Annotated in this window: 21 protein-coding genes; 15 read left to right on the top strand and 6 right to left on the bottom strand. The window is 66.8% G+C overall.

What is annotated here, in order from left to right; translation table 11 throughout:
- The 3 genes from VN378_RS04130 to VN378_RS04120 all read left to right on the top strand — a co-directional run.
- Positions 1 to 1,058 (top strand): TIGR03862 family flavoprotein (locus VN378_RS04130; protein ID WP_325741253.1); only part of this gene is annotated, 1,058 nt, incomplete at its 5' end.
- Positions 1,059 to 1,156: 98 nt separating this feature from the next.
- Positions 1,157 to 1,747, top strand: a complete 591-nt coding sequence (locus VN378_RS04125) for an AAA family ATPase (RefSeq protein WP_325741251.1) — start codon at positions 1,157 to 1,159, stop codon at positions 1,745 to 1,747.
- A 104-nt stretch (positions 1,748 to 1,851) separates the two neighbouring features.
- The gene (locus VN378_RS04120) at positions 1,852 to 3,486 is read left to right on the top strand and encodes a M28 family metallopeptidase (RefSeq protein ID WP_325741249.1); all 1,635 of its coding nucleotides are present in this window, start codon (positions 1,852 to 1,854) and stop codon (positions 3,484 to 3,486) included.
- Positions 3,487 to 3,504: 18 nt separating this feature from the next.
- On the opposite strand, the gene dinD is transcribed toward VN378_RS04120, so the two are convergent.
- Entirely contained in the window at positions 3,505 to 4,359 is an 855-nt protein-coding gene (gene dinD, locus VN378_RS04115; RefSeq protein WP_325741247.1) for a DNA damage-inducible protein D, read from the bottom strand.
- Between the two features lie 90 nt (positions 4,360 to 4,449).
- Between dinD and VN378_RS04110 the strand changes: the two genes are divergently transcribed.
- Positions 4,450 to 5,592 (top strand): serine hydrolase domain-containing protein, encoded by a 1,143-nt coding sequence (locus VN378_RS04110; RefSeq protein WP_325741245.1) that lies wholly within the window; start codon positions 4,450 to 4,452, stop codon positions 5,590 to 5,592.
- Here the strand turns inward: VN378_RS04110 and VN378_RS04105 are convergent.
- Positions 5,589 to 7,055: an MFS transporter gene (locus VN378_RS04105; RefSeq protein ID WP_325741243.1), complete on the bottom strand. Its 1,467-nt coding sequence runs from the start codon at positions 7,053 to 7,055 to the stop codon at positions 5,589 to 5,591. The genes VN378_RS04110 and VN378_RS04105 overlap by 4 nt on opposite strands.
- Before the next feature lie 285 nt (positions 7,056 to 7,340).
- Here VN378_RS04105 and VN378_RS04100 point away from each other — a divergent pair, with 285 nt between their 5' ends.
- The 5 genes from VN378_RS04100 to truA all read left to right on the top strand — a co-directional run bounded on the left by VN378_RS04100 (position 7,341) and on the right by truA (position 10,936).
- Complete coding sequence (locus VN378_RS04100) at positions 7,341 to 7,688, top strand: acyl-CoA thioesterase (protein ID WP_325741255.1); 348 nt, start codon at positions 7,341 to 7,343, stop codon at positions 7,686 to 7,688.
- A 57-nt stretch (positions 7,689 to 7,745) separates the two neighbouring features.
- Positions 7,746 to 8,336 carry a peptide deformylase gene (locus VN378_RS04095; RefSeq protein ID WP_325741241.1) on the top strand — a complete coding sequence of 197 codons (591 nt, stop codon included), beginning with the start codon at positions 7,746 to 7,748 and terminating at the stop codon, positions 8,334 to 8,336.
- Positions 8,336 to 8,563, top strand: coding sequence for a hypothetical protein (locus VN378_RS04090; RefSeq protein WP_325741239.1), 228 nt, complete (start codon positions 8,336 to 8,338; stop codon positions 8,561 to 8,563). The genes VN378_RS04095 and VN378_RS04090 overlap by 1 nt, the downstream gene beginning before the upstream one ends.
- A 664-nt stretch (positions 8,564 to 9,227) precedes the next feature.
- A complete protein-coding gene (gene fmt, locus VN378_RS04085) occupies positions 9,228 to 10,187 on the top strand; it encodes a methionyl-tRNA formyltransferase (protein ID WP_325741237.1) in 960 nt (319 codons plus the stop codon).
- Positions 10,188 to 10,198: 11 nt separating this feature from the next.
- A complete protein-coding gene (gene truA / locus VN378_RS04080) occupies positions 10,199 to 10,936 on the top strand; it encodes a tRNA pseudouridine(38-40) synthase TruA (protein ID WP_325741236.1) in 738 nt (245 codons plus the stop codon).
- A gap of 56 nt (positions 10,937 to 10,992) precedes the next feature.
- Here the strand turns inward: truA and VN378_RS04075 are convergent, their stop codons facing one another.
- Positions 10,993 to 11,130, bottom strand: a complete 138-nt coding sequence (locus VN378_RS04075; protein WP_325741234.1) for an entericidin A/B family lipoprotein — start codon at positions 11,128 to 11,130, stop codon at positions 10,993 to 10,995.
- Positions 11,131 to 11,229: 99 nt separating this feature from the next.
- Between VN378_RS04075 and VN378_RS04070 the strand changes: the two genes are divergently transcribed.
- The 5 genes from VN378_RS04070 (at position 11,230) to VN378_RS04050 (ending at position 17,794) form a co-directional block, all read left to right on the top strand.
- Positions 11,230 to 12,888 carry a thiamine pyrophosphate-binding protein gene (locus tag VN378_RS04070; protein WP_325741232.1) on the top strand — a complete coding sequence of 553 codons (1,659 nt, stop codon included), beginning with the start codon at positions 11,230 to 11,232 and terminating at the stop codon, positions 12,886 to 12,888.
- An 11-nt stretch (positions 12,889 to 12,899) separates the two neighbouring features.
- Complete coding sequence (locus tag VN378_RS04065; RefSeq protein ID WP_325741230.1) at positions 12,900 to 13,349, top strand: hypothetical protein; 450 nt, start codon at positions 12,900 to 12,902, stop codon at positions 13,347 to 13,349.
- Between the two features lie 45 nt (positions 13,350 to 13,394).
- A complete protein-coding gene (gene polA, locus VN378_RS04060) occupies positions 13,395 to 16,298 on the top strand; it encodes a DNA polymerase I (RefSeq protein WP_325741228.1) in 2,904 nt (967 codons plus the stop codon).
- Between the two features lie 93 nt (positions 16,299 to 16,391).
- Positions 16,392 to 16,703: a hypothetical protein gene (locus VN378_RS04055; protein WP_325741226.1), complete on the top strand. Its 312-nt coding sequence runs from the start codon at positions 16,392 to 16,394 to the stop codon at positions 16,701 to 16,703.
- Positions 16,700 to 17,794, top strand: coding sequence for an ImmA/IrrE family metallo-endopeptidase (locus tag VN378_RS04050; protein WP_325741223.1), 1,095 nt, complete (start codon positions 16,700 to 16,702; stop codon positions 17,792 to 17,794). Before VN378_RS04055 ends, VN378_RS04050 begins: the two co-directional genes overlap by 4 nt.
- Here the strand turns inward: VN378_RS04050 and VN378_RS04045 are convergent.
- The 3 genes from VN378_RS04045 to VN378_RS04035 form a co-directional block, all read right to left on the bottom strand.
- Entirely contained in the window at positions 17,784 to 18,710 is a 927-nt protein-coding gene (locus tag VN378_RS04045; RefSeq protein WP_325741222.1) for a hypothetical protein, read from the bottom strand. The genes VN378_RS04050 and VN378_RS04045 overlap by 11 nt on opposite strands.
- Positions 18,707 to 19,756 carry a thymidylate synthase gene (locus tag VN378_RS04040; RefSeq protein ID WP_325741221.1) on the bottom strand — a complete coding sequence of 350 codons (1,050 nt, stop codon included), beginning with the start codon at positions 19,754 to 19,756 and terminating at the stop codon, positions 18,707 to 18,709. Before VN378_RS04040 ends, VN378_RS04045 begins: the two co-directional genes overlap by 4 nt.
- A 122-nt stretch (positions 19,757 to 19,878) precedes the next feature.
- Positions 19,879 to 20,103, bottom strand: a complete 225-nt coding sequence (locus VN378_RS04035; RefSeq protein WP_325741219.1) for a hypothetical protein — start codon at positions 20,101 to 20,103, stop codon at positions 19,879 to 19,881.
- A gap of 437 nt (positions 20,104 to 20,540) precedes the next feature.
- Between VN378_RS04035 and VN378_RS04030 the strand changes: the two genes are divergently transcribed.
- Positions 20,541 to 20,938 (top strand): NAD(P)/FAD-dependent oxidoreductase (locus tag VN378_RS04030; protein WP_325741217.1); only part of this gene is annotated, 398 nt, incomplete at its 3' end.

Genomic DNA, 20,938 nt, shown 5'->3' with positions numbered 1-20,938 from the left:
GGCTCAACCTGACCCATTCGGAGGGGATGGAGGGGTTCGTCGGGCGGTACGGCGCGGCGGGCGGGATGGCTGCGGCGTGGCTGGACCGGTTTTCGCCGACGCATCTGATCGGCTGGGCCGAGGGGCTGGGGCAGGCGACGTTCACAGGGTCTTCCGGACGGGTGTTCCCGCGGGCGATGAAGGCCTCGCCGCTGCTGCGGGCCTGGCTGGCGCGGCTGAACGGGCTGGGCGTCGAGGTGCGGACGCGGTCGAAATGGATCGGGCGCCGGGACGGGGGCTGGGTGTTCCAGACGCCGGGGGGCGAGGTCGCCGAACGGCCCGACGCGGTGGTGCTGGCCCTGGGCGGGGCCAGCTGGCCGCGCCTGGGCTCGGACGGGGCGTGGACCGCTATGCTGGACGGGGTGGAGACGGCGCCGTTCCGGCCGTCGAACGTCGGCTTCGACGTGGCGTGGTCGGAGGTGTTCGCGGAGCGGTTCGCCGGTCAACCCTTGAAACCGGTCGCCATGACCCATGAGGGCCAGACGGTGCGCGGCGAGGCGATGCTGACGCGCTACGGGATCGAGGGCGGGGCGGTCTATGCGCTGTCGGCGGGGCTGCGGGACGCCATCGAGCGGGACGGGACGGCGGTGCTGACCGTGGATCTGAGGCCAGACCTGTCGGTCGAGGCGCTGGCGGGACGGCTGGCGAAACCGCGCGGCAAGGACAGCGTGACCAACTGGCTGCGGAAGGCGGGCGGACTGTCGGCGCCGGCGGTCGGTCTGCTGCGGGAGATCCCCGGCGAACTGCCGGCCGGATCGGACAAGCTGGCCAAGCGGATCAAGGCGGTGCGGCTGACGCTGACCGGGGTGCAGGGTCTGGCCCGGGCCATCTCGTCGGCGGGCGGGGTCAGGCTGGACCAGCTGGACGACGGGCTGATGCTGACGGCCATGCCGGGCGTGTTCGCGGCCGGCGAGATGCTGGACTGGGAGGCGCCGACGGGCGGCTATCTGCTGCAGGCGTCGATGGCTTCGGGCGCAGTCGCGGCGGACGGGGTGATGCGGTGGCTGGCGGCGCGGTGAGGCGCAGCAGGGCGCGGGGGCCTGCTTCCGACCCATGGCGGACTTTGCGGGTCGCCTGAGCTACATCTGTCCGGGGACGGCATCTGCTCGAGGTGGCCATGGGCCTCAGAAACTATCTGATCGAAGGCGTATCGGGCGCCGGCAAGACCACGGTGGCCGAGGAACTGCAGCGGCGCGGCTATCACGTAGTCCACGGTGATCGGGCGTTGGCTTATCCGGGCGACCCGGCAACGGGTGCAGCGCTGGAATGGCCTGCGGAGCGTGTGACGGACAGGGTTCGATGGCAGCACGAGCACTGGATCTGGGACGTGGACAAGGTCAAATCCGTGATCGCCGATCAAGGCGAGGCGCAGACCTTTTTCTGCGGCGGCTCGAGAAATCACCACCACTTCATTCATCTGTTCGATGGGGTCTTCGTCCTCGACATCGACACCGGGACGCTGAACCTGCGGCTTTCGAGGAGACCCAGGGAAGAGTTCGGAGGAAGACCGGAGGAGCGGCAGCTGATCGCTCGTGTGCACGCGACGAGAGAGGATATGCCAATGGCCGCGGTGAGCATCGACGCCACGATGTCGGTCACCCGCGTTGTCGACGAGATACTCCTGAAATGCGAAGAGGCGGAACGAGGCGTCTGCCAGGCGCGAAGCCCGGACGATCTTCAGGGCCCATGCAAGCCGCAGGCGCGCTGACGCCCACGACTTCCGGCGTCTTCCATCGGGGAGCGACAGACCGTCTCGCCTTCGGGTCAAGCCCGAGGGTGACGGTCGCTGATCGAAGGGGCTAGAATGGTCGCATGACCCAGCCCCGCATTCTCCTCGCCGCCGCAGTCGCGGCTTTCCTGTCCGCTACGCCCGCCCTCGCCCAACAGGCCGACGCCGTGCGTCTGAACGAGCATGTGCGGGTGCTGGCCTCGGACGAATTCGAGGGCCGCGGGGTGGCGACGCCGGGCGAGCAGAAGACGGTCGACTATGTCGTGGCCCAGTTCCAGGCCCTGGGGCTGGAGCCCGGCGGGCCGGACGGCCAGTGGGTGCAGGCGGCGCAGCTGGGGCGGACGCGGCAGGACGGGCCGGCGACAATCACGGTGAGCAGCGGCGGGCGGACGCGGGCGCTGGAGCGGGGCCCGCAGGTGCTGGTGTCCAGCGACCGGCCGGTGAGCCGGATCACGGTGACGGACGCCCCGGTGGTCTTCGCGGGCTATGGCGTCGACGCGCCCGAGCGCCAGTGGAACGACTTCAAGGGCATGGACCTGAAGGGCAAGGTGCTGCTGGTCATCGTCAACGACCCGGACTTTGGCGCGCCCGAGGGGCATCCCGTGGCGGGCAAGTTCGACGGCAATGCGATGACCTTCTACGGCCGCTGGACCTATAAATTCCAGGAGGCGGCGCGGCAGGGGGCGGCGGCGGTGCTGGTGATCCACGACACGGCCGGCGCCGGCTATGGCTGGAGCGTGCTGGAAGGGTCGTCGACGGCGCCCAAATTTGACATCGTGCGGGCGAACCCGGACGCCGAGCGCGTCCCGGCCCAGGGCTGGATACAGGGACCTGTCGCCGAGCAGTTGTTCGCCGATGCGGGCCTCGACTACGCGGCCCTGCGCGAGGCGGCGCGGACGCCGGAATTCAGTCCCGTGACGCTGGACGGGGTGACGATGTCGATCGACTTCGGCCAGACCGCCGACCGGATCGAGAGCCGCAATATTCTCGCGCGGATTCCGGGCGCCGAACATCCGGAAGAGACGGTGCTGTACGGCGCCCACTGGGACGCCTTCGGCCGGGCGACGCCCGTGGGGGACGACGACATCTATAACGGCGCCGTCGACAATGCGACGGGGGTGGCCGGGCTGATCGAGCTGGCGCGGCTGTTCAAGGCGGGCGAGGCGCCGAAGCGGTCGGTGGTGTTCGCGGCCTGGACGGCCGAGGAGGCCGGGCTTCTGGGGGCGGAATACTACGCCGCCAACCCGGTCTGGCCGCTGGAGACGACGGTCGCCAATATCAACATGGATTCCCTGCTGCCCGGGACCGAGGTGTCGCCGCAGATCGTGGTCATGGGAGCGGGCAAGAGCCAGACGGACGCCTGGCTGGAACGGCGGGCGACGGAACAGGGCCGCACCCTGATCCCCGATCCGGCGCCCCAGGCGGGCGGCTTCTATCGCTCGGATCATTTCCCGCTGGCGAAGATGGGGGTGCCGGCCCTGTTCGGGGCGGCGGGCTTCACGGGGCATAACGAAGCGAGCCGCGACTATGTGGCCAACCGCTATCACAAGCCGTCGGACGAATGGACGCCGGAGTGGGTGATGGATGCGGCGGCGGTGGACGTCGACCTGTTGTACGCCGTCGGCCGCGATCTGGCCGACAGCGGGGACTGGCCGGAGTGGAACCCGGGCGCGGAGTTCGAAGCGGCGCGGCAGGCGTCGGCGGCGCGGCGGCAGTAGAGGCGGGCGATTCCGGCCCTAGGTCTCTTGGCCGGTTCCCTTGATTGCCTTGGCCTTCCAACTTTCCAACTGCTTGATGCTCTCGTCCGGGGTCGGAAGGTGCTCCGGCATGACGCCGCCCAGTTCTCCGATGGTGGATCGGACCTTTCTGCCCACGGCCAGGTGGATGTCATTCGCCCGGGCGCGAGTGCGCGCGCCGTCGCGTTTCAGCTTCTCTTCGGTCTGGGTGGCGCGGAACAGATTGGCGGCCAACTCTGTGCTGCCCATGTGGTCCAGAATTTTCTGACTCTTCTTCAGGCCCTTCTGGGTATGGATGTCGCGCATCGTTCGGCCGCCGTACAGGCCGCGATACCCGTGGTCCTGAAACACGGCATAGTCCAACCCGGTCGCTACGCCGGCCTGGCCCGCAACAGAGGCGAGCGACGTATTATGGTGCGCCATCTCGCGACGCAGCATCAGCCGCCGTTCGTCCTCCGACAACGCGCCGAACGCGGGGTCATCCTGAATTTCCTGGCGACGGGTCTGGACCGCGAAATAGTTCTGGCCCTGGGCGATCACGGGCTTTGTCGGATCGCCGTTCTGGACAATCAGATAGCAGGCGTAGCGGGACAGCCGGATGTCGGCGACCTCGCGACGGGCGCCCTTGCCCAGGTCGATCATTGTGGTGACGTCACCGAAATGATCGGCCGGCTCGAACCCCGCGTTCGAACAGGCGGCTCTCGCCTTGTCTACGACAGCGAGAAAGTTCCGATAGTCCTGATAGCCGAGCACTGGAGCCAGTTGGCGAGCGAACCAATATTCCACGCCATCGGCGTTGTGGCGGATCGTCTCGAAGCTTCGACGGTGCGGGTCGGTCGTCGCGATTCCGGTCATTCGATATGAGAACAAAAAAGCAACTCCAGGTCAAATCTTTCCTCATCCCTCGAGGGTGACGGACCGGCCCGGGGCCAGTAGGACAAACCCATGACTGACCTTCCCGACATCCACGGTCTCTGCCCCCCGCAGTTCGCCGCCGTGAAGGACGCCTTCGCCGCCAACTTCGTAGAGGCGCCCGAGGGGCTGAACGAGCGGGGAGCGCGGTTCACGGTCTGCATCGGCGGCGAGGTCGCGGTCGATCTGTGGGCGGGCTGGGCCGATGCGGCGCAGACCGTTCCCTATGGCGAGACGACGCTGACGCCGGTGTTCTCGGCGGGCAAGACCGTGATGTCGCTGCTGATCGCCACCTGCGTCGAGCGGGGGCTGCTGGACTACGAACGGCCCGTCGCCAACTACTGGCCGGCCTTCGGACAGGCGGGCAAGGAGGCGGTCACGGTCGGGCAGATGATGAGCCATCAGGCCGGCCTGCCCGGCTTCGATACGCCCGAGGACCCGGCCATCTGGTTCGACCGCGAGGCGGCCCTGGCCCGGCTGTGCGCCCAGGCGCCGATGTGGCCGCCGGGGACGGCGTCGGGCTACAGCCCGATCGTCATCGGCTATCTGGCGGGCGAGCTGTTCCGGCTGGTGGACGGGCGGACCATGGGGACGGCGCTGCGCGAGGACTTCGCCGGACCGCTCGGAATGGACCTGTGGATCGGCCTGCCCGAGAGCGAGCACGGGCGGGCGGCGCAGATGCGCAAGCCGGGCAAGGCGGCGGACCTCGGTCCCGCCGACGCGATCAAGACGGCGGCCTTCCTCGACCGGGGCTCGGCGCCCGGCCGGGACTCGGCCGAGTGGCGGATGATCGAGATTCCGTCGGCGAACCTGCACGGCAACGCGCGCGATCTGGCGCGGATCATGGGGGTGTTCGCCAACGGCGGAATGCTGGAGGGGCGGACGGTGCTGTCGCCGGCGACGCTGGCGGCGGCGACGCGGTCGCGGATCCATGGGCAGGACAGGGTGCTGCCCTTCGTGATGGGCTGGGCCGCCGGGTTGACGCGCAACGAGACGATCGAAATCTTCGGCCCGGATCCGGAGGCGGTCGGCCATTGCGGCTGGGGCGGGTCGTGCGCCTTCGCCGATGCGGCCGCGGGCGTGTCGGCGTCCTATGTGATGACGCGCCAGTCGCACCACCTGATCGGCGATCCGCGGGCGCAACGGTTGATCGGGGCGCTTTACGAGGGGATCTAGGCGGCCCGCTTCGGCGCCGTCAGGCCGCCGACGATCCCGGCCAGCACCGCCAGCCCCGCGCAGGTCAGGATGACGACGCGGAAGGCGGCGTGGAAGGCGTCGACCGCCCCGGCCTGAAGGGCGCCGCCCTCGCCGCCGGCCATGACCTGGCCCAGCAGCTGGCGGGCGTCGGGGCTTTCGGCGCGGGCCACAAAGACGGCGGACAGGACCACGCCCAGAAGGGCCACGGCCAGCAGGCCGGCGACGCGGGCCACGGCGTTGTTGACCCCCGAAGCGATGCCGGTGTGGCCGGGCTCGACCGCGCCCATGACCGCGGCCGTGAGCGGGCCGACGGCGAGGGTCATGCCGACGGCCATCATCGTCATTCCGGCCAGGGGGCCGTCGACATAGCCGGCGCCGGGGCCCGGCAGGGCCAGCAGGGCGAGGCCGATCCCGGCGAGGACCGGGCCGAGGCCCAGCGACAGCCGCGCGCCGAACCGGTCGGCCAGCCGGCCGGCGAAACCGGAGAACAGGCCCATGACCACGGCGAAGGGCAGCATGGCGGCCCCGGCCATGGTGGCGCTGAAACCCTGCACCCGGATCAGGTCGAAGGGCAGGAAGAACATCGCCCCGCTGAGGGCGAAATAGAGCAGCAGCGTCAACAGGTTGATTCCGCTGAACACGGACGACCTGAACAGGCCCAGCGGCATCATCGGATGTTTTTCCCGGGCCTCGGCCCACAGGAAGGCGGCCAGCAGAACGGAGCCGCCGATCAGACCGCCGATGATCCACGGATCGCGCCAGCCGAGATCGGGCGCGGCGGTCAGGCTCCAGGTCAGGGCGCCCAGGCCGGTCATGGCCAGAAGGGCGCCCGGCCAGTCCAGCCCCCGCGCCTCGTCGTCGCGGCTCTCGGGCACGGCCCTGAGGGTGACGATCACCGTCAGGATGGCGAGCGGGACGTTGATCCAGAAGATGAAGCGCCAGTCGGCCTGATCCGCCAGCCAGCCGCCGACCAGCGGCCCGACCATGCCGAAGATCGCCCCGGCCCCGGCCCAGGTCCCGAAGGCCCTGCCGCGCTCGTCGGGCGGGAAGGTCGCGCCGATGACGGCCAGGGCGCCGGGCGTCAGCAGGGCGGCGCCGATCCCCTGCACGGCGCGTCCGGCGATCAGCCCCTCGACCGTCGGGGCCAGGCCGCAGGCGATGGAGGCCAGGGCGAAAACGGCGACGCCGATCAGGAAGACCCGCCGCCGCCCGAACCGGTCGCCCGCCGCGCCCCCGATCAGCACCAGCGCGCCCAGCGTCAGCAGATAAGCGTTCGACACCCATTGAACGGCCGCCGGGCCGGCGCCGAGATCGCGCTGGATCACCGGCAGGGCGACGCCGAGGGCCGAGCCGTCGATGAAGGTCAGGCTGGAGCCGAGAACGGTGGCGGCCAGAATCCAGCGTTTGCGGGCCGTGGACAGTGTCAGCCTGTTTGCGGACATGGTCGACTGCGGCTCCCGACGGGCAGGCGGCGATGATCGGCCTTTTCGCAGGCGATGCAACCGGGGCCGGGCCGTCGCGCCGGCCGCGGGCTGGAACGCCGCGATCCCGGACGATCCGGTCTTCCCGCCGGCGTCCAGCCTTGAGCGCCGCGGAACGGATCGCCATGATCGACCTCGAATCGGGTCGGGCGCGCCGTCTCCCCGAAACCGGAGCCTGCCCGCGTGACCGACGTCGTCAACCTGCCGCCCCTGCCGACCGGTCAGCCCGTCGGACGGGTCATCGCCATGCCGGCGGACACCAATCCCGAGGGCGACATCTTCGGCGGCTGGCTGCTGGCGCATATGGACCTGGCCGGCGCCACCCCGGCCTTCGAACTGGCCCAGGGACGGTGCGTGACCATCGCCCTGGACGGCATGGTCTTCCATCAGCCGGTGTCGGTCGGGGACGAGGTCTCGATCTACGCCAGGGTAGTGAAGACCGGACGCACCTCGATCCGGGTCCATGTCGAGGCGTGGAAACGGCCCCGCAACCACGCCCAGGCGGCCTCGGTGCGCGTGACCGAGGGCGTCTTCACCTATGTCGCCATCGACGACGACCGCAAGCCGAGGGCCCTGCCCGATCCTGCGGCATAACCCGGCAAGGCCCCGGGAAATCTTGACCTTTGGGCTCGCCATGCCTACCTCGCGGGCATGTCCGTCCGTCGCATCCTCACCATCGACAACGCCGCCGACCTGGCGGTGCTGAAGCAGATCTCCACCCCGGTCGAAGGGCCGGTGACCGACGATCTGCGCCGACTGATGGATGACATGCTGGAGACCATGTACGACGCGCCCGGCATTGGCCTGGCCGCCGTGCAGATCGGCGACACCCGCCGGGTCATCGTCATGGACCTGGGCGACAGGGACGGCGCCGCCGATGACGTCGACCCCGCGGAAATGAGCGACGACGAGCGCGCGAAATGGGACGCGGAACGCCGCAACCCGCGCTTCTTCGTCAATCCCGAGATCGTCTGGGCCTCCGACGAGCTGTTCACCTACGAGGAGGGCTGCCTGTCGGTGCCCGAGTATTTCGACCAGGTCGAACGTCCGGCCCGCGTGCGGCTGAAATACCTGAACTATGACGGACAGACCGTCGAGGAAGAGGCCGAAGGCCTGTACGCGGTCTGCATCCAGCACGAGATGGATCACCTCGAGGGCGTGCTGTTCATCGACCACCTGTCGCGGCTGAAGCGGGACCGCGCGGTGGCCAGGGTCAAGAAGAACGCAAGGCTGGCCGCCTGATGGCCCGCCTGAAGCGCGCGCGCGACCGCATCATCGATCCGGCCGGCCGCCGGCGCCTGACCCGCAACGAAAAGGTCGGCGTGGCCAGCCTCGCGACCCTGATCGGCGTCGCCGCCCTGGGCGTCATCGCCGGGGTGATCCTGGACCGGCTGCTCGATTTCGACGACGCCCTGGACGCCGGCGGCGAATGGGACGAGGGCGGCGGCGTCTTCACACGCTGGGAATAGGGTCTGCCGGGCAGACCGGTTGAGACGCCGCGCGCAAGCGGACTGGCCGGACGTCCGAAGCGGGTGGAAAGCGGGCTTTCGTCGTCCTACGCTCAGGCATGGCGAAGGCGAAAACGATTAGAACCGTTGCGTTGGTCGGGGCCGCGACCTCCGCTGTAGCCTACTTGTTTTTTGTGCTGGTGGGCCTCAACGGCGATGCATGGTGGCATGCAAACAAGCTGTGGGCGACCGCAGTCCTCGCGCCCGCACATGTCCGAGTCGCTTGGGCGATCTTCGCCGCGTTCGGTGCAGTTTCGTTTGTATGCCGCAGAAGCCTCGGACATCGACTTCTTCCGGTCGCTGTGGGGCTGCTGGGCCTTCCTGTCTGCTGGGCCTTGGGACTGAGGTTCTTCCACTACAATCGAGGAGGCTGGTGGCCCGGTTTCGGCGATGACGTTTGGCGTTGGACTGTGAATAACGCCTACGCAGAGTTCGCGGTCGGCCTGATGATCGGCTTTCTTGGGTTGGCCGCCGTCACCCTCGGTGGGCGCGCGGTTACGGACAGAGAATGAACGTCCGCAATGGGTCGGAACCGGAACCCCCTCTCCGCCGGACAACAGGTCCGCCGCCGCCGCCATAGGCGCCTCGCCTTGTTCCCGCGTCCCGCATAGGGCAAAGCGCCCGGATGCGCCTCGCCTTCATGGGAACACCCGACTTCGCCGTGCCGTCGCTGGCCGAGCTCATCGCCTCGGGCCATGAGGTCGTGGCCGTCTACTCCCAGCCGCCCCGGCCGAAAGGTCGCGGCCAGAAGCTGACCCCCTCGCCGGTGCACGCCTTCGCCGAGACCATGGGCCTGCCCGTGTTCACGCCGGAATCGATGAAGTCCGCCGAGGCCATCGAAACCTTCCGCAGCCTCGATATCGACGCCGCCTGCGTGGTCGCCTACGGCCAGATTCTGAAGCGCGAGGTGCTGGATGCGCCGCGCCTCGGCTGTTTCAACCTGCATGGCTCACTGCTGCCGCGCTGGCGCGGGGCGGCGCCGATCCAGCGGGCCATCATGGCCGGCGACCGCCAGACCGGGGTGCAGATCATGCGCATGTCCGAGGGGCTGGACGAGGGCCCGATCCTGCTGTCCGAGGTGCTGGACATCCGGCCCGACGACACGGCCGCGACCCTGTCCGAGCGCATGTCGCACACCGGCGCCAGCCTGTGGCCGCGTGCCCTGGCCGCCATCGAACGCGGCGGGGTCGAAGGGACCGAACAGGTCGGGGAGCCGACCTATGCCAGGAAGATCACGCCCGCCGAGGCGCGCATCGACTGGACCCGTCCAGCGGCCGAGATCGACGCCCATATCCGCGGTCTGTCGCCCTTCCCCGGCGCCTGGTTCGAGGCGCCGGGCCCCGAAGGTCCAGTTCGGATCAAGGTCCTGATGTCGCGGGTTTCACTGCGTGGGGCGGGGGCGCCGGGCGAGGTTCTGGACGGCGATCTGCGCATCGCCACGGGCGACGGCGTGGTGCGGCTGCTGCGGGTCCAGCGCGCGGGCAAGGCGGTTCAGACGCCGGACGAGATGCTGCGCGGCTTCCCCCTGCCCGCCGGAACGATCCTCATCCCCTCAAGCAGCGAGCCCCCGCGGGGCGACCGGTAGGGGAAACAGGCATGCCCCGGTATCGGCTGACCCTTGAGTACGACGGCTCGGGCTACAACGGCTTTCAGGCCCAGCCCGGGCAGCCCACGGTGCAGGGCGCGATCGAGACGGCCATCACCGCCTTCTGCGGCGAGACCGTGCGCATCGCCGCCGCCGGGCGGACGGACACCGGAGTCCACGCCACCGGTCAGGTGATCAGCTTCGACCTCGACAAGGCCTGGCCCGAGCGCACGGTCATGAACGCCCTCAACGCCCACCTGGTCGGTGAGGCGGTGTCGGTGCTGGACTGCGCGGCCGTGGACGACGAATTTCACGCCCGCTTCTCGGCGACCGGCCGACGCTATCTGTACCGCATCCTCAGCCGCCCCGGCCCGCCCGCGCTGGACAGGGGCAAGGTCTGGCATATCCGCAAGGCGCTGGACGTCGAGGCGATGCAGGCGGCGGCGCAGGGGCTGGTGGGTCTGCACGACTTCACCACCTTCCGCGACGTGAACTGCCAGTCGAAATCGCCGGAGAAGACGCTGGACCTCGCCCGCGTGAGCCGCAGCGGCGACGAGGTGCATCTGGTGTTCGAGGCGCGCAGCTTCCTGCACCGCCAGGTCCGCTCCATGACCGGCACCCTGGCCGAGGTCGGCCAGGGGCGCTGGGCGATCGAGGATGTGACGGCGGCGCTGGCGGCGCGCGACCGCGCGGCCTGCGGGCCGGTGGCGCCGTCGGACGGCCTGTATCTGACCGGGGTGGTCTACTGACGTAAAAGGGCCCGCCGGAGACCGGCGGGCCCTTCGTCTGGCTTGGGCGGGAAGCCCTAGTTCTTGGCTTCTTCGGCACCCGAGGTGACGGCCGAGCCGGCGGCCTGGACGTCGCGACCCACGCCCGAAATCGTGTTGCAGGCCGAGACCGCCAGGGCGGCGGCGACGAGGGTCAGGGTGATGATCTTCTTCATGGGAATCCCGTTGGATGGTGTGAACCTTCACCATAAACGCAAAGCGCAGCCGTGGGGTTGCATGGCCAAGGCGGGGGTCGATCTGCTAACCCGCGTCGCATGACCCAGCCTGCGAACACCGCCGCCCGCCGCCTCGTCGAAACCCTCGTCATGAACGGGATCGACCGCGTCTTCTGCGTGCCGGGCGAAAGCTATCTGGCGGTGCTGGACGCGCTCGCGGACGTGCGCGACCGGATCCAGGTCATCGCCTGCCGGCACGAGGCCGGGGCCGCCAACATGGCCGAGGCCTATGGCAAGCTGACCGGTCGGCCCGGCGTCTGCATGGTCACCCGCGGACCCGGCGCGACCCACGCCTCGATCGGCGTGCATACGGCGCACCAGGATTCCACGCCGATGATCCTGTTCGTCGGCCAGATCGCCCTGACCGACCGCGGCCGCGGCGCCTTCCAGGAGGTCGACTACCGCGAGGTGTTCGGCGGCCTGGCCAAATGGGCGACCGAGATCGAGAGCCCGCAACGCACCGTCGAGGTCGTCGAGCGCGCCTTCGCCACCGCCCTGCAGGGCCGGATGGGGCCGGTGGTGATCGCCCTGCCCGAGGACATCCTGCATGAGGACGGCGGACCCGCGCCGATCCGGCCGGTGACCCCGGCGAAGGCGGCGCTGGACCCGGCCTTCGTCGATCAGGTGCGCACGCGGCTGGCGGCGGCCGAGCGGCCCTTGCTGGTGCTGGGCGGTTCGGGCTGGACCGACGCGGCGACCACGGCCATCGCCGACTGGTCCGAGCGGATCGGCCTGCCGGTCGCCCTGTCGTTCCGCCGCAAGGACCTGATCCCGAACGACCGGTCCAACTACGCGGGCGATCTCGGGTTGGGGCCGAATCCGAAACTGGTGCAGCGGGTCAAGGACGCCGATCTGATCCTGACGATCGGCGCGCGGCTGGGTGAGAACCCGACCCAGGGCTACACCATGCTGGACCGCGCCCGCACGGCCGACACCCTGATCCACATCCATCCGGGCCCCGAGGAGCTGGGCCGCGTCTGGCCGACGCTGCTGGGCGCCGCAGCCGACTGTTCGCTGGCGGCGCTGGCTCTGTCGACGATCGATCCGGGCCGGGACTGGAAGGCCCAGGCCGAGACCGCCCACGCCGACTTCGAGGCCTTCATCCAGCCAGTGCAGGTCACGGGCGCCGTGAACATGAGCCAGGTCATCCGGCATCTGGGCGAGGTCCTGGGCGACGACGCCATCCTGACCAACGGGGCCGGCAATTTCGCCGCCTGGCTGCATCGCTTCCACAAACACCGGGCGCGGCGCACGCAACTGGCGCCGACATCAGGGGCCATGGGCTACGGCTATCCCGCCGCCGTCGCCGCCAAGTCGGTCCATCCCGACCGCGACGTCATCTGCATCGCCGGCGACGGCGACTATCTGATGACCGGCCAGGAGATCGCCACGGCGGTCCAGTACGGCATCAACGTCGTGGTGGTGGTGGTCGACAACGGAACCTACGGCACCATCCGCATGCATCAGGAGGGCCACTATCCGGGCGCCGACCGGGTCATCGCCACCGATCTGAAAAACCCCGACTTCGTCAAATACGCCGAGGCCTTCGGCGCCTTCGGCATCCGCTGCGAAACCACCGCCGACTTCCCCGCCGCCCTCGCCGCCGCGCGGAACGCCGGCCGCCCCGCCCTCGTTCACCTGATCACCTCGGCCGAGGACATCGCGCCCAACCGCACCATCACCGGCCTGCGCTCGTAGAAGGAGCTGTCATGCGCGTTCTTGCCGCTCTCGCCGCCTCGTCCCTGCTGCTGGGCGCCTGCGCCACGCCGATCGAGCCCGGCCCCGGCGGTCCGCCCACGGGCGGGAACGGCAACGACTGCGCCGTCATCGCCGCAATCGCCCGGGAGCACTATCGCTTCAACACCACCGACAACCGGCCGCCGCCGATCCGGTTCGATGGCGACTACGCGCCCCGTTGCGACTGGAGCCGCCTCGGCCTCGCCTTCCAGCCCTGGAATCCCGACGCCTCCGGCGATCCGCGCGAGCGCGAACGCTGGGTCAGTTTCGGCCGGCCCGTCTATGACGGACGCGGCGCCGTGGTGGAGACCTCCATCATGCACGGCCCCTGGGCCGGCGTGGGCCATGAGTGCCGGGTCATCTCGGGCTTCGCCGGCTGGACGGTCCCGGAAGGATCCTGCCGCGAGACCTGGGTCTCCTGATTTCCGGGCGGTGACGGCGGGGCCGCGTCCCCCTATGTTCGCCGCATGACCGACATCGCGCCCGAAACCACCGACCGCCCCCTGACCCAGGACGGCCCCGCGCTGCGGCTGTGGATGATCGACGCCTCGGCCTACATCTTCCGCGCCTACCACGCCCTGCCGCCCCTGACGCGCAAGTCCGACGGCCTGCCGGTCGGCGCGATCCAGGGCTACTGCAACATGCTGTGGAAGCTGCTGCAGGACATGAAGGGCAGCGACGGCCCGACCCATCTGGTGGCCATCTTCGACCATTCGGAGAAGACCTTCCGCAACGACCTGTACGACCAGTACAAGGCCAACCGGTTGGCCCCGCCCGAGGACCTGATCCCGCAATTTCCGCTGGTGCGCGAGGCCACCGCGGCCTTCGGCGTCGCCTGCCTGGAACTGCCCGGCTACGAGGCCGACGACCTGATCGCCACCTACGCCTGCAAGGCGCGCGACGCGGGCGGCGAGGCGGTGATCGTCAGCTCCGACAAGGACCTGATGCAGCTGATCGGCGGCGGCGTGGTGATGTGGGACCCGATGAAGGACCGGCGTCTGGCCGAGGACGCGGTGATGGAGAAGTTCGGCGTCCTGCCGGAGAAGATGGTCGACCTCCAGGCCCTGATCGGCGACAGCGTCGACAACGTCCCCGGCGCCCCCGGCATCGGCCCCAAGACGGCGGCCCAGCTCCTCGATGAGTACGGCGACCTTGATGCGCTGCTGGAGCGGGCGGGCGAGATCAAACAGCCCAAGCGCCGCGAGACCCTGATCAATTTCCGCGACCAGATCCTGCTCAGCCGCGAGCTGGTTCGGCTGACCTGCGACGCCCCCGCCCCCGAGCCGATCGACGACTTCGTGGTCCGCCACCCCGATCCCGAAATCCTCGGCGAATTCCTCGACCGGATGGAGTTCCGCTCGCTGCGCAACCGCGTCGGCGACGGCAAGGCGCCGGCCAAGGACGGCACCGCCTTCGTCGCCCGGCCCCGTGTCCCCAGCGCCCCCGTGGCCACCCCGCGCTACGGCCAGGTCCCGACCGGCCCGGCCGAGGCCCAGACCTTCGACCTCGAGGCCTACCGCTGCATACAGACGCTGGAGGAACTCGACGCCTGGATCGCCCGCGCGACCGAGGCCGGCGTGGTCGGGTTCGACACCGAGACGGACGCGCTCAGCGCCACCCATGCGGGGCTGTGCGGCGTGTCGCTGGCGGTGGGGCCGAACGAGGCCTGCTATGTGCCGCTGACGCATGAATATGAGCCGGCGGCCAATGCGGGGGGGCTGGACTTCGGCGAGCAGACCGAGACGCGCGAGCCGATCAGCCAGGTCGACAAGGCCGAGGCGCTGAAGCGGCTGAAAGTCCTGCTTGAGAATCCGGCGGTGCTGAAGGTCACCCAGAACGGCAAATACGACATGGCTGTCATGGCCCAGCGGGGCATCCGCGTCGCGCCGATCGACGACACCATGCTGATCTCCTATGTGCTGGAGGGCGGGCTGCACGGGCACGGCATGGACGAGCTGGCCCGGCTCCACCTCGGCCACGACCCGATCCCGTTCAAACAGGTGGCGGGCACCGGCAAGTCCCAGAAATCGTTCAAGCATGTCGAGCTGAAACCGGCCACCTGCTACGCCGCCGAGGACGCCGACGTCACCCTGCGTCTGTGGCGCATCCTCAAGCCCCGGCTGGCCGAGGAACGCCTGACCACCGTCTATGAGACGCTGGAGCGCGGCATGCCCGCGGTGCTGGCCGACATGGAGCGGGCCGGCGTCCGCGTCGACCCCGACCGCCTCAAACGCCTGTCCAGCGAGTTCGGCATGCGCATGGCCGAGCTGGAGGCCCAGGCCCACCAGCTGGCCGGCCGCCCGTTCAACGTCGGCAGCCCGCGCCAGATCGGCGACATCCTGTTCGGCGAGATGAACCTGACCGGCGGCAGGAAGACCGCCAGCGGCCAGTGGGAGACCGGCGCCGCCACGCTCGAAACGCTCGCCCTGACCCACGACCTGCCGCGCGTCCTGCTGGACTGGCGCCAGCTCAGCAAGCTCAAGGGCACCTATACCGACGCCCTGATCGAGGCCGCCGACAAGACCACCGACCGCGTCCACACCAGCTACCAGCTGGCCGCCGCCACCACCGGCCGCCTCGCCTCCAGCGACCCCAATCTGCAGAACATCCCGATCCGCACCGAGACCGGCCGCCAGATCCGCCAGGCCTTCATCGCCTCGCCCGGCCATGTCCTGATCAGCGCCGACTACAGCCAGATCGAGCTGCGCCTGCTGGCCCATATCGGCGACATCCCCGAGCTCAAGCGCGCCTTCGCCGCCGGCGTCGACATCCACACCGCCACGGCCAGCGAGATGTTCGGCGTCCCCGTCGACCAGATGGACCCCGAGACCCGCCGCCGCGCCAAGGCGATCAATTTCGGCATCGTCTACGGCATCTCGGCCTTCGGCCTGGCCGCCCAGCTGAACATCGACCAGGGCGAGGCCGGGGCCTACATCAAGACCTATTTCGAGCGCTTCCCCGGCATCCGCGTCTATATGGACGCGATGAAGGCCCGGGTGCGCGAGACGGGCCGGGTCGAGACCGTCTTCGGCCGCCGCATCCACATTCCCGCCATCCACTCAAAGTCGGGCGCCGAGCGCCAGTTCGGCGAGCGCGCCGCCATCAACGCCCCCATCCAGGGCGCCGCCGCCGACATCATCCGCCGCGCCATGATCCGCATGCCGGGGGCTCTGGTTGAGGCGGGGCTGTCGACGCGCATGCTGCTGCAGGTCCACGACGAACTGGTCTTCGAGGCGCCGGAAGCCGAGGCCGAGCGCGCCATCGCCGTGATCAAACGCACCATGGAGGGGGCGGCGGAACCGGCCGTGGCGCTGTCCGTGCCGCTGGTGGTGGAGGCGAGGGCGGCGGGGAACTGGGACGAGGCGCACTGAGGGGGCGCATTAGAGTAACGTGGTTTTCACAACTATAACGCGGTACTGATTGCTGACTGATTCCGTTTCACGGAGCTATCAGGGTGCTGACGGTTGGACTTCGCATTCGAGGACAAGGCGCTCCGCCACGTTTGCGAGAGTCATGCGCGTGCCTGCAAAGCGTTAGGCGAGGACGCCGCTGTCGCACTTCACGCTCGACTGGCCGATCTAGAAGCCTCCGACAACATTCTGGAACTCAACTGGCTCCCCGTAGTGATCGAGGAAGACATGGTTTCCATCGAGTTTTTTCCGACCCACCGCTTGATCGTTGGTCCGAACGAAGCCAAGCCGCCGAAACTCTCTTCGGGCGCGGTCGACTGGACCAAAGTGAGCAGAGTCATCCTAAAGCGAATTGAGGCGATATGATCGATGCACACCCATTCGAAAAGGATTGGTCGATCAGTCCTGGAGCTACCGTTCGGGACATCATGTCTACCCGGGCCATGGACCGAGGAGATACCAGCGCCCTTTTGGATTTTTCTCCTGAAGATTTGGATGACTTGATCCAAGGAGCGATGCCAATCGATGCCGATCTGGCCGAGCGCCTCGCCGAGATATTTGGACCGAGCAAACCATTCTGGCTACGGCGGGAGAAGCTTTTCCGCCAAGCGAATGAGGGTGTTATCCACCAAGCTCAAAGCCAGAAGGAGTTCATTTCTCAACTTCCGCTGCGGGATATGAAGGCGTTCGGGTGGTTGGATAAATACGGCGATGCTTCAAACAAGGAAGCGGCGGTCCGGTTTTTCGAAGATGCGTGGGGTGACTGGAGGCGCAACGGCCGGGATTTATGCGAAGCCGTCGCGTTCAGGACTTCAGCCTCGCTTGAAAGTCACGCAGCCCCTGTTGCCGCTTGGCTCCGCCAAGGAGTCATTCAGGCTCAGAGCCTTGATTGTGCCGCTTGGAATCCAACTCAGGCCACCGCCCTCCTGGCAGAAGTCCGACCTCTTACCCGGATCAAAGACCCCGCCGTGTTCTTCCCCCAACTAGTGGAAATCTGCCGTCGATATGGCATCGCGGCGGTGTTTGTCCGCACTCCAACGGGATGTCGTGCAAGTGGCGCGACCCACTTCACTCCCGAAGGGACGCCGATCATGCAACTCAGTTTCCGTTACAGGTCAGATGACCACTTCTGGTTCACGGTATTCCATGAAATTGGCCATTTGGCTCTGCACTCGGGGTCACCGATGTTTGTCGAAGGGCAGGACTACATTCCCACCCAAGAGGAAACCGAAGCGGACGAATTTGCTCAAAACGCCTTGGTGCCGGAGCTTGAGCAGCCGTCCTTGTACGAACTAGGCTCTAACTTCCGGGCCGTGATGCGATTTGCCAGAAGAATAGGCGTCTCTGCTGGTATTGTTGTTGGCCAGATGCAGAAGCGCGAGATCATCCGCTACAATCAGCTCAATTTTTTGAAGGAGCGTTATGATTGGTCCGAGATGAAGTCCATCAACCCCTAAACGGCCGATAGATATTCGGAGATTTCTGCCAGTTACAAAGACTGTCCTCCATAATCTGCATATTCAATCCGAGAGCGTTTCCTAGCTCGACGACCTGATCGCTCAGGTATGCTCTCCCCAACTCAGCTTTTCTGGACCCTCCAAAAAGGAGGTTTGCGCCGTCGATGGGACCTGTTGCGTTGCCAAAGTAGGGATGCGGGGGATCGATATTTGCGAGCGAAAGTTTGCCGAGCATCGTTAGGTAATCAAACCGGGCGGTTCGTCCAAAACGTCGAACGTTCATTGACAAATAAAGCGCCTCGAAAGCGCCTTTTGGGTCGCCTGCGCTGTCGGCCAAAGCTTGCTGAAACAGCAAATCGTGCCCACGATTAGGTCCCACCCATGCGATGTAACTGGCCACCGTATCTGCCAAATTCTCCCGTGCCTCCCAGCGTAGGCTCTCGTACTTCCGATGGTTTCCGAACGGCATACCTTTGAGGTGTTCAGCGTTATCGCGAAACCAGTCGCGAAAGAGGCCTGGATTCTGAGAAACCCTCTTCCAAGTCCACGACTCTCCTGATCCGAGCGCCCCATACACTGCTCGCGTGAGAGCCCATTTAGCCCGGTGGTGAAAGCCGAAATGGGTTGATAAGAAAACTAGCCAGCACGCTTCGTCGAGATCGCTCTTGGCTAGGTGCAGCCAGGCCGCTTTGATGGGATCAAAGAGCTCGTCATCCGGATTAGCACGCCTAGGATCAATGGCCCGATCACCAATGCGACGAACGTACTCAACGCGGTGTATGCTGTCGATAATTTGACGCTTAAGACTGTCGCGAGCCGCTGCCGTCGCGATACCTGGCAATTTGGTCTTGTTGGCATCAAATTCTAGTAAGCGCGTTTCGAGTTGCTCGATTTGCAATTGATCCTCGACTCTCATCTTTCTTCTTCTTGTTCAACTGAGGGCGGATTTATGAGGTTTAATTGCTCTGCTACTTCCATCCGCTGACTTCTGCGCCTGATGTAAGTTTTATAGTATGAATTCGAAAGGCCCGCTTGGAGTTCAACAACCCTCCTAAGCCGATCGGTTCGAACGCCGTCTGGCGCAGCTTCGGGGATGTCCTTTGTAAGACTGAATATAGCTAGCAAGCGAACCATGTCTCCCCAAAATGGAGAGAGTGTCGCGATTGTGGTTTCGACCGGAATAGAGCTAGGTCCATTGGTGCGAATGGCTTCTTCGATAACTTTGACTTGGGCTATGTCAGCCTGCTGACTACCTGTCGACATGGCTGGCATGGGCTGGGTTCTCTGAACTCCCTCAGCGAGAAAGCGGGCCGCTCCATCTCTGTGCTCATCGTAAAGGTGAAGGCTGCCCACGAGATGCTTATAGCTACCGATCTTGTATCCAAGCTCGTTCGCAACGATTTCTTGTAGCATGGTAAAAGAAAAGACGTCGTGAGGCAGGCCTAGGTAAGCGTCATTTGATCTCATATGAACTATCAGATGCAACATTCCATCGCGCTGGAGGAACTGTAGCGTACAAGTGCACGGAACGTCCTTGTAGTTCTTACGTATATCACGCTTATCAAATAGCTGGAAAACCGCCTGTCTGGAAGTTTTCTTCTTTCTTAAAGTATTTAGGACGACATCGTACTGAGAAGGAGTATCCCCGAATATCCTAGGACCATACGCCCCCCAAACAACTCCATTTCTTTGTGCGAAACGGCTGTACCCGCTCAGATAATACGTCATTGGTTCAACGCGATTTGAACCAGACAGGTACCAAATGAGTTCCCCCAAACAGCTAAATATGTGCCCTTTAACTTGGGTGCGGCTGAGCCTAGCTCGAGGCTTGGTAAGCTCGAGACTCACACCAGACAGTTCAACGTTCCAACCCTTCGATGCCTTCAGCCTTACTTTGCTTTTGAGCAGTTGCGAGTAGACCTTTACCAACAGGTCATCGAGAGTCGTAGCTTTCAGGTACATGGCCGCGTGCGCCCTCGAATCGCGAAAACGCAGCTTGCGCCAATCTCGCTGGGGTTGCGAGTCACGCAGCGGTTCTATCGAACGGGTCGCGATCTCATGTTCTGATCTGTCCCAGAACGCTTTTACGCTGCCTGATCTCGCTCTTTCCCCCACCCCAGCGCCCGCAGCTCGATCCGGGCCGCCTGTTGCAGGACGGCGCCGGGGGAGAGGCGCTCGATCTCGCAGAGCAGCCCGCCAATGCCGGCGCGGCCGTCGGCGCTGGTCAGGTCGAGGCCCCCCAGGATCTCAAGCAGGCGGACGGCGAGGAGGCGGCCCGGATCGTGAGCGGTCGGGTCTTCGGGCGTCATGGCGGGGACTCTCTGGCTGGAGGGATGGGAAGACCGACCCGGGGAGAGGATGAGCATTGCGGGCGCAGGGGCGCAATCGGAATGTTGCCGGTTTGTTCTTTTTCGTGTGGAAGGTGCGGGGCGCCGGCCCCTCCACCCCTTGGCTGCTACGCGCCGCCCTTCGGGTCGGGGTCCCCCTCCCCACTGCGTGGGGAGGAGACGGGGCGTCGAACCCGCAATTCCGGGCGCCGGCAATAAAGGTCCAGCCCACGCATTTTCTCACGCCACGGCTGGATTTGCGGGCTTTTTGCCCGCCGAGGTTCGGGGCGGCGCCATACTGGTGCGGATGCGCGACCGGACCGACATTCCCGCGACGCCCGGCCGGGCCCGAAGCGGACTCAGTGGACTCTACGGACTCTTCGGACTGTGTTTTTCGCCGGCCATGCTAAGGCGCGCGGATGAAGCCTGAGACCCTCGATGTCCTGATCGTCGGCGCCGGCGCGGCCGGGATGATGTGCGCCGTCGAGGCCGGGCGGCGCGGGCGCAGCGTGCGCATCCTCGACCACGCCCGGGCGCCGGGCGAGAAGATCCGCATCTCGGGCGGGGGGCGGTGCAACTTCACCAACCTGGGGACCGGGCCGGGGAATTTCCTCGGCGAGAACCCGCGGTTCGCGACCTCGGCCCTGAAGCGGTTCAGCCAGCACGACTTCGTCAAGCGCGTCGATGCGGCCGGCATCGCCTGGCACGAGAAGACCCTGGGCCAGCTGTTCTGCGACGACTCGGCGAAACAGATCATCCGCATGCTGACCGACGACGTGCGGGCGGCGGGGGTCGTGCTGTCGCTGGGGGTCTCGGT

Origin of the sequence: Brevundimonas sp. (assembly GCF_035561115.1) — a bacterium.
Lineage (GTDB): Bacteria > Pseudomonadota > Alphaproteobacteria > Caulobacterales > Caulobacteraceae > Brevundimonas.
The sequence above is the reverse complement of the archived record's forward strand: the minus strand, read 5'-3'. Positions and strand labels throughout refer to the sequence as shown.

Excerpts from the sequence above, each read along its gene's own strand:
- VN378_RS04125 (WP_325741251.1), top strand. The coding sequence starts at position 1,157 with ATGGGCCTCAGAAACTATCTGATCGAAGGCGTATCGGGCGCCGGCAAG.
- VN378_RS04120 (WP_325741249.1), top strand. The coding sequence starts at position 1,852 with ATGACCCAGCCCCGCATTCTCCTCGCCGCCGCAGTCGCGGCTTTCCTG.
- dinD (WP_325741247.1), bottom strand. The coding sequence starts at position 4,359 with ATGACCGGAATCGCGACGACCGACCCGCACCGTCGAAGCTTCGAGACG.
- VN378_RS04110 (WP_325741245.1), top strand. The coding sequence starts at position 4,450 with ATGACTGACCTTCCCGACATCCACGGTCTCTGCCCCCCGCAGTTCGCC.
- VN378_RS04105 (WP_325741243.1), bottom strand. The coding sequence starts at position 7,055 with ATGTCCGCAAACAGGCTGACACTGTCCACGGCCCGCAAACGCTGGATT.
- VN378_RS04100 (WP_325741255.1), top strand. The coding sequence starts at position 7,341 with ATGCCGGCGGACACCAATCCCGAGGGCGACATCTTCGGCGGCTGGCTG.
- VN378_RS04095 (WP_325741241.1), top strand. The coding sequence starts at position 7,746 with ATGTCCGTCCGTCGCATCCTCACCATCGACAACGCCGCCGACCTGGCG.
- VN378_RS04090 (WP_325741239.1), top strand. The coding sequence starts at position 8,336 with ATGGCCCGCCTGAAGCGCGCGCGCGACCGCATCATCGATCCGGCCGGC.
- fmt (WP_325741237.1), top strand. The coding sequence starts at position 9,228 with ATGCGCCTCGCCTTCATGGGAACACCCGACTTCGCCGTGCCGTCGCTG.
- truA (WP_325741236.1), top strand. The coding sequence starts at position 10,199 with ATGCCCCGGTATCGGCTGACCCTTGAGTACGACGGCTCGGGCTACAAC.
- VN378_RS04075 (WP_325741234.1), bottom strand. The coding sequence starts at position 11,130 with ATGAAGAAGATCATCACCCTGACCCTCGTCGCCGCCGCCCTGGCGGTC.
- VN378_RS04070 (WP_325741232.1), top strand. The coding sequence starts at position 11,230 with ATGACCCAGCCTGCGAACACCGCCGCCCGCCGCCTCGTCGAAACCCTC.
- VN378_RS04065 (WP_325741230.1), top strand. The coding sequence starts at position 12,900 with ATGCGCGTTCTTGCCGCTCTCGCCGCCTCGTCCCTGCTGCTGGGCGCC.
- polA (WP_325741228.1), top strand. The coding sequence starts at position 13,395 with ATGACCGACATCGCGCCCGAAACCACCGACCGCCCCCTGACCCAGGAC.
- VN378_RS04050 (WP_325741223.1), top strand. The coding sequence starts at position 16,700 with ATGATCGATGCACACCCATTCGAAAAGGATTGGTCGATCAGTCCTGGA.
- VN378_RS04045 (WP_325741222.1), bottom strand. The coding sequence starts at position 18,710 with ATGAGAGTCGAGGATCAATTGCAAATCGAGCAACTCGAAACGCGCTTA.
- VN378_RS04040 (WP_325741221.1), bottom strand. The coding sequence starts at position 19,756 with ATGTACCTGAAAGCTACGACTCTCGATGACCTGTTGGTAAAGGTCTAC.
- VN378_RS04035 (WP_325741219.1), bottom strand. The coding sequence starts at position 20,103 with ATGACGCCCGAAGACCCGACCGCTCACGATCCGGGCCGCCTCCTCGCC.